Genomic DNA, 12,392 nt, shown 5'->3' on the forward strand with positions numbered 1-12,392 from the left:
TCGTGTGGCGCGGGCGCGTACCGGTGCGTTTTGCCGTGGCAAGCCCGCGTAACCCGCCATTTTACCGCCATCTTGGCAGATGGGGCAATGGCGGTGCGGGGCGGGCGGCAAAATGTCAGTGCATCTGAATCGACACGTCGATGCTTTGGCGAACCTGCTCTTTGCCCGGATTGTCGTCCATGGCTTCGGCAGCGTATTTTGTGCTTGCGCCGTACATCAGCGCGGCAGGTATTCTGTATCCGGGGCGGTCGTCAAAGTTTTCAAACGAACGGTTTACGTTCATTTTCACGATTTTGTAGCCGGAAAAACCCTGCGAACGGCTGATGCTTTGCGCCCGTTCGCGCACGGTTTGCAGCACTTTTTGACCGGCTTTTTCCACCGCAGCCGCGCGTGCTTCCGGCGACACGCTGTAGTTCATGCCGTCCAAAGCGGCTTCGGCTTCGCTGTCGGCAACCAAGCGCATCAGCGCGACAAAATCGGTGCTTTTGACGACAACGGTTGCCCGGTCGCGCCAACCGGTCATTTTGCCGTTGTCGTATTCAGGGCTGCTGCGGCGTTGCACGGTTTCGGATTCAAAACGGCGGTTTGCCTTGATGCGCGCCAACACGGTGTTCAGGCGGCGGGTTACGGTTTGGGCGGCGCGTTGGCGGTCTTTGTGTTTTTCGGTGATGTTCAGGGTAACGCTCAAGGTGTCGTGCGGCACGCTCACGCTCACGCTTTCGCTGAAATTGACGATGTTGTAATGCAGCGTGTCGGCGGCAAATGCGGGGGCGGCAGTCAGCAGGGCGGCAAGGATCAGGACGGTTTTCACGGTATGGCACTCCGAAAAAGAAACAAAAGCACCATTATAATGCAGTCCGTGCCGTTTGGTGTGGCGCATTGATGCACGATTTCGGCTTGCCAAGCGCGGTGCATGGGCGTATAAACACGCCTGTTTTCCACAACCCGATTATGTAAGGTGTTTGATATGTTGTTTGACAAAATCACCGCCGCCCCCGGCGACCCCATCTTGGGCTTGGGCGAAGCGTTTAAAGCCGACCCGCGCAGCGAAAAAGTCAATTTGGGCATCGGCGTGTACAAAGATGCCAACGGCCGCTCGCCCGTCCTGCCGTCCGTCAAAGCTGCCGAAGCGCGGATTTTGGCAGACGAAGACAGCAAAAACTACTTGGGCATCGACGGCTTGGCAGCCTACAACCTTGCCACCCAAAAACTGCTGTTCGGCGCAGACAACCCCCTGATTGCTTCCGGACGCCTGCAAACCGCGCAGAGCTTGGGCGGCTCGGGCGCATTGCGCATTGCCGCCGAATTTGTCAAACGCCAAACTGCCGCGCAAAATGTTTGGATTTCCGCCCCGAGCTGGCCCAACCACAACGCCATTTTCCAAGCGGTGGACATGAACATCTGCGACTACCGCTACTACGACAAAACCACACACGGCTTGGATTGGGACGGCATGCTGGAAGACTTGGCACAAGCCCGAGCGGGCGACGTCGTCCTGCTGCACGGCTGCTGCCACAACCCCACCGGCATCGACCCCACCCCCGAACAATGGCGGCAACTGGCGCAAATGTCTGCCGAAAAAGGCTGGCTGCCCCTGTTTGACGTTGCCTATCAAGGCTTTGGCAACGGTTTGGAAGAAGACGCCTACGGCTTGCGCGTGTTTGCCGAAAACCATGCCGAGCTGCTGGTTGCCAGCTCTTATTCCAAAAATTTCGGGCTGTACAACGAACGTGTCGGCGCATTCACCCTGCTTGCCGCCGATGCCGGCACCGCCCAACGCGTCTTCACCCAAATCAAAGCCATCATCCGCACCCTGTATTCCAATCCCGCCGCACACGGCAGCGCGATTGTCGCCGCCATCTTGCAAGACGACGCGCTCAAAGCCCAATGGCAGGGCGAGTTGGACGAAATGCGCGAACGCATCAAAGCCATGCGCCGCCAGATGGCGGATTTGCTCAAAGAATACGGCGCAAAACAGGATTTTGAATTTATCGTCCAACAAAACGGCATGTTCTCGTTTAGCGGACTCTCGCCCGAGCAGGTGGACCGTTTGAAAGACGAATTTGCCGTTTACGCCGTGCGCTCCGGACGCATCAACGTTGCCGGCATCACCGCCGACAACATCCGCTACCTGTGCGAAAGCATCGTCAAAGTCTTGTAAAACGGCACGGCAGGTGCGCCGCGTACCGCATCTGCCGTAATAACTTGTTTTTACGCGAATTGGCAGGAAAACGGTCAATATGTTGTTTAATTTCATACCGTTTTTTTGCCAAAAAAGACTGTTCAAGCCGTGTCAAAACAGGTAAATTATGCCCTGTGGCAGTTTTACCCGTTTTTACCGAAAACGGCATGCAAAATTGCCCGATTGGCTTTAGGGTATTTTTCGATATTTAGGAACACAACCATGCAAACAGAAAAAGAAATGCGGACGAAACGCCCCGTGTTTCTGGATTTGCGGATTTTGACCAAAAGTCTGCCGATTCCGGGAATCGTGTCGATTCTGCACCGCGTAACGGGCGTTGTCCTGTTTTTGTTGCTGCCCGTGCTGCTGGCCTTGCTCGGCGGCTCGCTCAGCAGTGGTGAAACCTTTGAAACCTACAAGGCTTGGGCGGACAACTTCCTGTTCAAGCTGATTTTGTGGGGCGTGTTGTGGGCGTTTATGCACCATCTGTTGGCAGGCGTGCGCTTTTTGCTGCTTGACGCCCACATCGGCACCGACCTGCACACCGCCCGCAAAAGCGCGCGCATCGTGCTGATTGCCGGCGGCGTTTCCGCCTTTATTTTGGGGATTTTCTTATGGTAGACCGCAAACTCACCGGCGCGCACTACGGCTTGCGCGATTGGGCGATGCAGCGCATCACGGCGGTGGTGATGCTGATTTACACCGTGATTTTTTTCTTTTTCCTGCTCGGACTGCTCGGCGCGGACGACTATGCCGAGTGGCAGGAATTTTTCGGCAAAACGTGGGTGAAAGTGTTTACCCAAACCACCTTTATCGCCTTGTTTTTACACGCTTGGGTCGGCATCCGCGATTTGTGGATGGACTATGTCAAGCCTTTCGGTCTGCGCCTGCTGCTGCAAGCGGCGACCGTGGTTTGGCTGGTCGGCTGCACCGTGTATTCGTTTTATGTGATTTGGGGTTAAAACATGACTTTCCCGATTAGAAAATTTGATGCCGTCATCGTCGGCGGCGGCGGTGCGGGTTTGCGTGCCGCCCTGCAACTGTCGCAGGCGGGTTTGAACACCGCCGTTTTGTCCAAAGTTTTCCCCACCCGTTCCCACACCGTTGCGGCGCAGGGCGGCATTTCCGCCTCGCTGGGCAACGTGCAGGAAGACCGTTGGGACTGGCATATGTACGACACCGTCAAAGGCTCCGACTGGCTCGGCGACCAAGACGCGATTGAATTTATGTGCCGCCGCGCCCCCGAAGCCGTGATTGAGCTGGAACACATGGGCATGCCGTTTGACCGCGTGGAAAGCGGCAAAATCTACCAGCGTCCTTTCGGCGGCCACACTGCCGAACACGGCAAACGCGCCGTGGAACGCGCCTGTGCCGTTGCCGACCGCACCGGCCACGCCATGCTGCACACCCTCTACCAGCAAAACGTCCGCGCCAACACCCAATTTTTCGTGGAATGGACGGCGCTGGATTTGATTCGCGATGAAGACGGCGACGTGGTCGGCGTTACCGTGATGGAAATGGAAAGCGGCGACGTGTACATTTTCCACGCCAAAGCCGTTTTGTTCGCCACCGGCGGCGCGGGGCGCATCTACGCTTCGTCCACCAACGCCTTTATGAACACCGGCGACGGCTTGGGCATTTGCGCCCGTGCCGGTATCCCTTTGGAAGACATGGAATTTTGGCAATTCCACCCCACCGGCGTGGCGGGTGCGGGCGTGCTGATTACCGAAGGCGTGCGCGGTGAGGGCGGCATTCTGCTGAATGCGGACGGCGAGCGTTTTATGGAACGTTATGCGCCCACCGTCAAAGACTTGGCTTCCCGCGATGTGGTGTCCCGCGCGATGGCGATGGAAATCTACGAAGGTCGCGGCTGCGGCCCGAAAAAAGACCACGTTTTGCTGAAAATCGACCACATCGGCGCGGAAAAAATCAAATCCAAACTGCCGGGCATTCGCGAAATTTCCATTCAGTTTGCCGGCATCGACCCGATTAAAGACCCGATTCCCGTTGTGCCGACCACGCACTACATGATGGGCGGCATTCCCACCAACTACTTGGGCGAAGTCGTTGTTCCCGAAGGAGATAATCCCGAAGTGGTGGTAAAAGGTTTGTACGCGGCGGGCGAATGTGCTTGTGCGTCCGTACACGGCGCGAACCGTTTGGGTACGAACTCGCTGCTGGATTTGGTGGTGTTCGGCAAATCGGCGGGCGACAGCATGATTGCTTTCATCAACGAACAAAGCGATTGGAAAAAGCTGCCTGAAAACGCGGGCGAATTTACCAAACAACGCCTTGACCGTCTGAACAACCAAACCGGCGGCGAAAATGTTGATGCCCTGCGCAACGAATTGCAGCGCACCGTGCAGCTTCACGCCGGCGTGTTCCGCACCGACAAAATCCTCAAAGAGGGCGTGGACAAAGTATTGGCATTGTACGAACGGGCGAAAGTTACCGAAATCCAAGACAAGAGCCAAGTGTGGAACACCGCGCGGATTGAGGCTTTGGAACTGGACAACCTGATGGAAGTCGCCAAAGCCACCATGATTTCCGCCGAAGCGCGGAAAGAATCGCGCGGCGCACACGCTTCGGACGACCACCCCGAGCGCGATGACGAAAACTGGATGAAACACACCCTGTTTTATTCGGCGGACAACCGTTTGGCGTACAAACCCGTCCACACCCAACCCTTGACGGTGGACTACATCGAGCCTGCCAAGCGCGTTTACTAAAATAAAGCGCGGCGCATTCAGGCTGCCTGAAACGCGCCGCGACAAGGAACACAGCATATGGAAAAAGTACGTTTTCAAGTGTACCGCTACAATCCCGATGCGGATGCCAAGCCGTACATGAAAGATTATGAAATTGAAATCGAGCCCACCGATGTGAAACTGCTGGACGCTCTGGTCAAAATCAAAGCCAAAGACGACAGCTTTTCCTTCCGCCGCTCCTGCCGCGAGGGGATTTGCGGTTCGGACGGCATGAACATCAACGGCAAAAACGGCTTGGCGTGTCTCACCGACATCCGCAGCCTGCCGCAGCCGATTGTGTTGCGCCCCCTGCCGGGTCTGCCCGTTATCCGCGACCTGATTGTGGACATGACGCAGTTTTTCAAACAATACCATTCCATCAAGCCCTACGTGGTGAACGACACGCCCAAGCCCGAGCGCGAGCGTTTGCAAACGCAGGAAGAACGCGCCGAATTGGACGGCTTGTACGAATGTATTTTGTGCGCCTGCTGCTCCACCGCCTGCCCGTCATTCTGGTGGAATCCCGATAAATTTGTCGGCCCGTCCGGTTTGCTGAACGCCTACCGCTTCATCGCCGACAGCCGTGACACCATCACCAACGAGCGTTTGGACAACCTGAACGACCCCTACCGTCTGTTCCGTTGCCACACCATCATGAACTGCGTGGACGTGTGTCCCAAGCATCTGAACCCCACCCGCGCCATCGGCAAAATCAAAGAGATTATGCTCAAGCGCATGGTGTAGGGTGTGTCATTGATTTGACCGAAAAAACGCTGCACCGTCATTCCCGCGCAGGCGGGAATCCAATTCGAGGCACAACAAACCTTGATACAACATCGCTTGCCAAGCATCGGGCAGTGGATTCCCGCATTCGCGGGAATGACGGCGTTTTTTATATTGCACTGATTTTCAGTATAAAAACTTAAATGATGGCACACTCTGGCGCATTGTCCGCGCAACGGCTGCTGCCTGAAAAAGACAGTAAATGGATTTTTCAGGCAGCTTGAATATAAAATAATAATCAGTATCATCAAAATTTGTGATACCTGTTGAGGCACATCAAAATCATGGCACAATTTGACGATACCGCCAAACGCAGAATCCGCTTCCAAACCCGTCGCGGGCTGCTGGAGCTGGATATTCTGCTGCGGCGTTTCATGCAGGAATCATTCGACCGTTTAAGCGATGAAGAGCTGGCGGTATTTGTGGAAATTTTGGATTTGCCCGACCAAGAGTTTTTGGCATTGGTCAATCAGGCAAAAAGCGACTGCCGCGAAGATTTCAAGCCCTTGTTGGCAAAAATCAGGAATGCCTGAGCCTTGCGCCCGTGCAAACCTGCCCTTCCCACCCCAAGTAAAACGAACCTAAGGAGCAAGAGAATGTCTAAATCCGTCAAATTACACGCCGAAGGCATTGAAGCCGTTGAATTGCCCGTGCTGCAAGGCACGCTGGGCAACGATGTGGTGGACATCCGCGCTTTGAACAAAGCAACCGGCATGTTTACTTTCGACCCCGGCTTTGTGTCCACCGCAAGCTGCGAATCCAAAATCACCTTTATCGACGGCGATAAAGGCTTGCTCTACTATCGGGGTTATCCGATTGAGCAGCTTGCCGAAAACAGCGACTATCTGGAAGTGTGCTACCTGCTGATTTACGGCGAACTGCCCACAGCCGAACAAAAAGAACAATTCGTCCACACCGTGATGCATCATACTATGGTGCATGAACAGCTCAACTGGTTCTTCCGTGGTTTCCGCCGCGACGCGCACCCGATGGCGATGATGGTGGGCGTGGTGGGCGCGCTCTCCGCGTTCTATCAAGACAGCTTGGAAATTTCCGACCCCGAACACCGCAAAATCGCGATTTACCGCCTGATTTCCAAAATCCCGACCATCGCGGCGATGTGCTACCGCTATTCCAACGGCCTGCCGTTCAACTATCCGCGCAATGATTTGTCCTACACCGCCAACTTCATGCACATGATGTTTGCCACGCCGTGCGAAGAGTACAAACCCAATCCCGTGTTGGTGCGCGCGCTTGACCGCATCTTTACCCTGCACGCCGACCACGAACAAAACGCGTCCACCTCCACCGTGCGTTTGGCAGGTTCGTCCGGCGCGAATCCGTTTGCCTGTATCGCGGCGGGCATCGCCAGCTTGTGGGGCCCGTCCCACGGCGGTGCGAACGAAGCCGTGTTGAACATGTTGGACGAAATCGGCGACGTGTCCAAGGTGCCGGAGTTTATGGAAGATGTGAAAGCCAAGAAACGCCGCCTGATGGGCTTCGGTCACCGCGTATACAAAAATATGGACCCGCGCGCTGCCATCATGAAACAGACTTGCGATGAAGTGCTCAAAGAGTTGGGCTTGGAAAACGACCCGCAATTCAAGCTGGCGATGGAGTTGGAAAAAATCGCGCTGAACGACCCCTATTTCATTGAGAAGAAACTCTATCCGAATGTGGACTTCTACTCCGGTATCGTGTTGTCGGCATTGGGCATTCCCGTGTCCATGTTTACCGTGATTTTCGCGCTGGCGCGTACGGTGGGCTGGATTTCGCACTGGAACGAGATGATTGGCGACCCCGGTCAGAAAATCGGCCGTCCGCGCCAATTGTACACCGGTGCAGACCGCCGCGATTTCGTACCCGTTGAAAAACGTTAAGCATTAAAACGGCTTTCAGGCAGCCTGCCCGCACCGGCAGGCTGCTTGAATCTTTATGGGGCGATGCCCGTGTCGTCCTGCGGATGGAAACATTATTTTCCCGAAAATTCCGAAAAAATCGCGCTTTTCCCTTATCAAGTGCGGGGATAAAGGGTAGAATGCCCCTTGCCTGCATCCGTCAGGCTTTGGCAAAACCGTTTAACGACGCTTGAAATGTAAAAGGCATCATTCATGATGGACGAAAAAATCAATTTTTCCTATTTGTTCGGCTCGAACGCCCCCTATATCGAAGAGCTGTACGAGCAGTTCTTGAGCGACCCCGAATCGGTGGACGCGCAGTGGAAACAGTACTTTACCGAATTGGCTGCCCAACCCGGCGCGGCGGTGCGCGATGTGGCGCACCGTCCGATTCAAGAATCCTTTGCCAATCTCGCCAAACGGCGCAATATCGGCGCGGTGGCAGGCAGCATCGATGAAAGCCTGCTGCAAAAACAGATTGCCGTATTGCGCCTGATTTCCGCCTACCGCATTCAAGGGGCGGGCGCGGCAAACATCGACCCGCTCGGCTTGAAGCTGCCGAAAAACATCGAAGGGCTGTCGCCCGAGTCGCACGGTTTGACCGAAGCGGACATGGCGGTGAAATTCGGCTTGGGGCAGGGCGATTTTGCCGGCACGGAAAAACTGCCGCTTTCCGACATCATCAGCAAGCTCAAGCAGACCTATTGCGGTCATATCGGCATCGAATACATGTACATCGGCAACCGCGAGGAACGCCACTGGATTCGTAATTATTTCGAGCGCGACCTGTCTGCGCCGCGTTTTGATGCCGAACAAAAACGCTATATTCTCAAACAAATCACCGCCGCCGAAACCATGGAGCGCTATCTGCACACCAAATATGTGGGGCAAAAGCGCTTTTCGGTGGAGGGCGGCGAAAGCGCGATTGCCGGTTTGAACTACCTGATTCAAAACGCGGGCAAAGACGGTGTGGAAGAAGTGGTCATCGGCATGGCGCACCGTGGGCGTTTGAACGTGCTGGTGAACACGCTGGGCAAAAAACCCGCCGACCTGTTCGCCGAATTTGAAGGCCGTGCCGAAGCCACCTTGCCGAGCGGCGACGTGAAATACCACATGGGCTTCAGTTCCGACATCGCCACGCCGCACGGCGCGATGCACGTTACGCTGGCATTCAACCCCTCGCATTTGGAAATCGTCAATCCCGTGGTGGAAGGCTCGGTACGCGCCAAGCAGCGCCGCCGTGGTGCGGACGGTCGTGCCCAAGTGCTGCCCGTGCTGATTCACGGCGATTCCGCCTTTATCGGTTTGGGCGTGAACCAAGCCACCTTCAATATGTCGCGCACACGCGGTTACACCACCGGCGGTACGGTGCACATCGTCATCAACAACCAAATCGGCTTCACCACCTCCGACACCCGCGACACTCGTTCCACCGTGTATTGCACCGACATTGCCAAAATGGTGGAAGCGCCCGTGTTCCACGTGAACGGCGACGACCCCGAAGCCGTGTGCTACGCCGTTCAGGCAGCTTTGGACTACCGCAAGCAGTTCCACAAAGACGTGGTGATTGATTTGGTCTGCTTCCGCAAACTCGGTCATAACGAGGGCGACGACCCCACGCTCACCCAGCCCTTGATGTACAAAACCATCGCCCAACACCCCGGCACCCGCGCCCTGTATGCGGAAAAACTGATTAAAGAAGGCGTGGTCAGCCAGCAGGAAGCCGAAGGCTATGTGCAGGCCTACCGCGATGCTTTGGACAAAGGCGAACACGTCGAACAAACCCGCTTGAGCGACTACGAAAGCAAACACCGCGTGGACTGGCGCAAATATCAGGGTCAGGATTGGCGCGAACAGGTGGAAAGCGGTTTGCCCGCCGCCGACATTCAGCGTTTGGCGGAAAAATTCACCCAAGTGCCGGAAGGTTTCGGCTTGCACAACACCGCCAAGCGCGTGTTGGAGCAGCGCAAAGCGATGGCGGCGGGCGAACAGCCTTTGGACTGGGGCATGGCGGAAACCGTTGCCTATGCCAGCATGCTCACCAACGGCACGGGCGTACGCATTTCCGGCGAAGACTCCGGACGCGGCACTTTCTCGCACCGCCATGCCGTGTTGCACGACACCAAGCGCACGCACCAGCAATGCGATACGGGAACGTATATTCCGCTCCAGCATTTGGCAGACAATCAGGCGAAATTTACCGTGATTGACTCCATTTTGAACGAAGAAGCGGTGATGGCATACGAATACGGCTATGCCTGCTCCGCGCCCGACAAGCTGGTGATTTGGGAAGCCCAGTTCGGCGATTTTGCCAACGGCGCACAAGTGGCGATTGACCAATTCATCTCGTCCGGCGAAACCAAATGGGGACGTTTGTGCGGTTTGACCACCATTTTGCCGCACGGTTATGACGGACAAGGCCCCGAACACTCGTCCGCGCGTTTGGAACGCTGGCTGCAACTGTGTTCCGAACACAATATGCAAATCGTGATGCCCTCCGAAGCCGCGCAAATGTTCCACATTTTGCGCCGTCAGGTGCTGCGTTCCTACCGCAAGCCTTTGGTGATTTTCATGTCCAAACGCTTGTTGCGCTTCAAAGATTCCATGAGTCCGATTGCGGATTTCATGGAAGGCACGACTTTCCGTCCCGTGATTGGCGACACCCTGCAACGCGCCGACAACGGCAGCGTGCGCCGTGTGATTATGTGTGCCGGACAGGTGTATTACGATTTGGCGAAGGCGCGGGACGAGCGCGGTTTGGGCGATGATGTGGCGATTGTGCGCGTGGAGCAGCTTTATCCTTTCCCCTACGCCGAAGCCGAAGCGGAATTGGCGAAATTCCCCAATGCCGCCGAGATTTTGTGGGCGCAGGAAGAGCCGAAAAACCAAGGTGCGTGGTATCAGACCCGCCACCGTTTGGAAACGCTTGCCAAAAACGGTCAGAAGGTTTCTTATGCGGGTCGTCCCGCCAGCGCATCGCCCGCAGTGGGTTATGCGTCCAAGCACAATGCCCAGTTGAAACAATTGCTGGAAGATGCTTTGAATTTGGACGGATTGGCGGCGCATCAGGCGGTGCCGGTTGCGCCTGTGGCGGAAGCACAGCCGCAAATCCGCGAAATTTCGCCCGCCGCTGAAGCGGCCGCAGCCGCCCAGCCGCAAACGCTTGCCGTTCCCGAGCCGCAAGCCGAACCCGTACCGCAAGCGGCGGTGCAGCCCGCAACGGCTGCCGAACCCGAGCTTGCGCCCGCGCCCGCGCCGGCGGAAACCGTGCGGGAAGCGGAAGCGCGCCAAACCGCCGCACCCGCCGTCAGCTTTGCCCAAGTGGCGGAAATGACGGCAGAAATGCACGCGTCCGAGCGCGAAGACGTGCCGCAGACGGTGGCGATTACCGCCGAACCCGAAGACGATTCCGCCAAAGCGAAAAGCAGTTTTTCCGATGGTAATTTCAATTTTGTTTTGAGAGTGAAAAAATGATTGTAGAAGTAAACGTTCCCGTTTTTGCCGAAAGCATTACCGAAGGCACGCTGTTGGCATGGCACAAAAAAGTCGGTGAAAGCGTTGCCCGCGACGAGGTGCTGGTGGATATTGAAACCGACAAAGTGGTGTTGGAAGTGCCCGCGCCGCAATCGGGCGTGTTGGTGGAAATTTTGGTGCAGGACGGCGAAGTGGTGGAAACCCAGCAACTGCTGGCGAAAATCGATACCGAAGCGCAAGCCGGTGCGACTGCCGCACCTGCGCCCGCCGCCGAACCCGTTCAGGCAGCCGCGCCTGCCGCCGTCGCGCCCGTATTGCAACAGGCGCAAGCGGGTGTCGCCATGCCCGCCGCCGCGAAATTGGCTGCGGAAAAAGGCATTGACGTGCATGCGGTGCAGGGAAGCGGTCGTGATGGCCGCGTGTTGAAAGAAGACGTGCAAAACCATCAGCCTGCGCCCGTTCAAGCCGCCGCGCCCGCCGCGCAAACGGCTGCCCCCGCGCCGAAAGCCGCCGCCCCCGCGTTGGTTGCTGCCGTGCCTGCGGGCGAGCGTCCGCAACAGCGCGTGCCGATGAGCCGTCTGCGTGCGCGTGTCGCCGAGCGTTTGCTGGCTTCGCAACGCGAAAACGCGATTTTGACCACGTTTAACGAAGTCAATATGAAGCCGGTGATGGATTTACGCGCCAAGTACAAGGACAAGTTTGAGAAAGAACACGGCGTGAAGCTGGGCTTTATGTCCTTCTTTGTCAAAGCTGCGGTGGCGGCGCTGAAAAAATTCCCCGTTGTGAATGCGTCTGTGGACGGTAGCGATATTGTGTATCACGGCTATTTTGACATCGGCATTGCGATTGGCAGCCCGCGCGGTTTGGTGGTGCCGATTTTGCGCGATGCCGACCAAATGAGCATCGCCGACATTGAAAAAGCGATTGTGGATTATGCGGTTAAGGCGAAAGACGGCAAAATCGCGCTGGAAGATTTAACGGGCGGCACGTTCAGCATCACCAACGGCGGTACTTTCGGCTCGATGATGTCCACGCCGATTATCAATCCGCCGCAATCTGCGATTTTGGGCATGCACGCCACCAAAGAACGCGCGGTGGTGGAAAACGGTCAAGTGGTGGTGCGCCCGATGATGTATCTGGCTTTGTCCTACGACCACCGCATTATTGACGGTCGTGAAGCGGTGCTGACTTTGGTTACCATCAAAGAATTGCTGGAAGACCCTGCACGTCTGTTGCTGGATTTGTAATGCCGTTTTGACGGCAAACCGCCCCGATGCACAGGCAATCGGGGCGGTTTTTTGTGTTTGT

10 protein-coding genes are annotated in these 12,392 nt (G+C 56.3%); 9 read left to right on the plus strand and 1 reads right to left on the minus strand.

Annotated features, from left to right (window positions below; translation table 11 throughout):
- Window positions 1–115: 115 nt before the first annotated feature.
- The gene (locus G392_RS0101595) at window positions 116–811 is read right to left on the minus strand and encodes an SIMPL domain-containing protein (RefSeq protein WP_027008809.1); all 696 of its coding nucleotides are present in this window, start codon (window positions 809–811) and stop codon (window positions 116–118) included.
- A 156-nt stretch (window positions 812–967) separates the two neighbouring features.
- Between G392_RS0101595 and G392_RS0101600 the strand changes: the two genes are divergently transcribed.
- The 9 genes from G392_RS0101600 (at window position 968) to odhB (ending at window position 12,331) form a co-directional block, all read left to right on the plus strand.
- The gene (locus tag G392_RS0101600; RefSeq protein WP_027008810.1) at window positions 968–2,161 is read left to right on the plus strand and encodes an amino acid aminotransferase; all 1,194 of its coding nucleotides are present in this window, start codon (window positions 968–970) and stop codon (window positions 2,159–2,161) included.
- Between the two features lie 243 nt (window positions 2,162–2,404).
- Window positions 2,405–2,803 (plus strand): succinate dehydrogenase, cytochrome b556 subunit, encoded by a 399-nt coding sequence (gene sdhC / locus G392_RS0101610; RefSeq protein WP_027008811.1) that lies wholly within the window; start codon window positions 2,405–2,407, stop codon window positions 2,801–2,803.
- Window positions 2,797–3,144, plus strand: coding sequence for a succinate dehydrogenase, hydrophobic membrane anchor protein (sdhD, locus tag G392_RS0101615; protein WP_027008812.1), 348 nt, complete (start codon window positions 2,797–2,799; stop codon window positions 3,142–3,144). The genes sdhC and sdhD overlap by 7 nt, the downstream gene beginning before the upstream one ends.
- Window positions 3,145–3,147: 3 nt before the next feature.
- Window positions 3,148–4,911, plus strand: a complete 1,764-nt coding sequence (sdhA, locus tag G392_RS0101620) for a succinate dehydrogenase flavoprotein subunit (RefSeq protein WP_027008813.1) — start codon at window positions 3,148–3,150, stop codon at window positions 4,909–4,911.
- Window positions 4,912–4,968: 57 nt separating this feature from the next.
- Window positions 4,969–5,673 (plus strand): succinate dehydrogenase iron-sulfur subunit, encoded by a 705-nt coding sequence (locus G392_RS0101625; protein WP_027008814.1) that lies wholly within the window; start codon window positions 4,969–4,971, stop codon window positions 5,671–5,673.
- Between the two features lie 323 nt (window positions 5,674–5,996).
- Window positions 5,997–6,245 (plus strand): FAD assembly factor SdhE, encoded by a 249-nt coding sequence (locus tag G392_RS0101640; RefSeq protein WP_027008815.1) that lies wholly within the window; start codon window positions 5,997–5,999, stop codon window positions 6,243–6,245.
- 63 nt (window positions 6,246–6,308) lie between these two features.
- Window positions 6,309–7,592, plus strand: coding sequence for a citrate synthase (gene gltA, locus G392_RS0101645; protein WP_027008816.1), 1,284 nt, complete (start codon window positions 6,309–6,311; stop codon window positions 7,590–7,592).
- A 231-nt stretch (window positions 7,593–7,823) separates the two neighbouring features.
- Entirely contained in the window at window positions 7,824–11,084 is a 3,261-nt protein-coding gene (locus tag G392_RS0101650; protein ID WP_027008817.1) for a 2-oxoglutarate dehydrogenase E1 component, read from the plus strand.
- Window positions 11,081–12,331, plus strand: coding sequence for a 2-oxoglutarate dehydrogenase complex dihydrolipoyllysine-residue succinyltransferase (odhB, locus tag G392_RS0101655; protein ID WP_027008818.1), 1,251 nt, complete (start codon window positions 11,081–11,083; stop codon window positions 12,329–12,331). The genes G392_RS0101650 and odhB overlap by 4 nt, the downstream gene beginning before the upstream one ends.
- The last annotated feature ends 61 nt before the right edge of the window (window positions 12,332–12,392 follow it).

Source organism: Conchiformibius kuhniae DSM 17694 (assembly GCF_000428785.1).
In the GTDB taxonomy this organism is placed as follows: domain Bacteria; phylum Pseudomonadota; class Gammaproteobacteria; order Burkholderiales; family Neisseriaceae; genus Conchiformibius; species Conchiformibius kuhniae.

What these genes read in the sequence shown, in the direction of transcription:
- sdhC (WP_027008811.1), top strand. Translation starts at nt 2,405, where the DNA reads ATGCAAACAGAAAAAGAAATGCGGACGAAACGCCCCGTGTTTCTGGAT.
- sdhD (WP_027008812.1), top strand. Translation starts at nt 2,797, where the DNA reads ATGGTAGACCGCAAACTCACCGGCGCGCACTACGGCTTGCGCGATTGG.
- odhB (WP_027008818.1), top strand. Translation starts at nt 11,081, where the DNA reads ATGATTGTAGAAGTAAACGTTCCCGTTTTTGCCGAAAGCATTACCGAA.
- G392_RS0101650 (WP_027008817.1), top strand. Translation starts at nt 7,824, where the DNA reads ATGATGGACGAAAAAATCAATTTTTCCTATTTGTTCGGCTCGAACGCC.
- G392_RS0101600 (WP_027008810.1), top strand. Translation starts at nt 968, where the DNA reads ATGTTGTTTGACAAAATCACCGCCGCCCCCGGCGACCCCATCTTGGGC.
- sdhA (WP_027008813.1), top strand. Translation starts at nt 3,148, where the DNA reads ATGACTTTCCCGATTAGAAAATTTGATGCCGTCATCGTCGGCGGCGGC.
- gltA (WP_027008816.1), top strand. Translation starts at nt 6,309, where the DNA reads ATGTCTAAATCCGTCAAATTACACGCCGAAGGCATTGAAGCCGTTGAA.
- G392_RS0101640 (WP_027008815.1), top strand. Translation starts at nt 5,997, where the DNA reads ATGGCACAATTTGACGATACCGCCAAACGCAGAATCCGCTTCCAAACC.
- G392_RS0101625 (WP_027008814.1), top strand. Translation starts at nt 4,969, where the DNA reads ATGGAAAAAGTACGTTTTCAAGTGTACCGCTACAATCCCGATGCGGAT.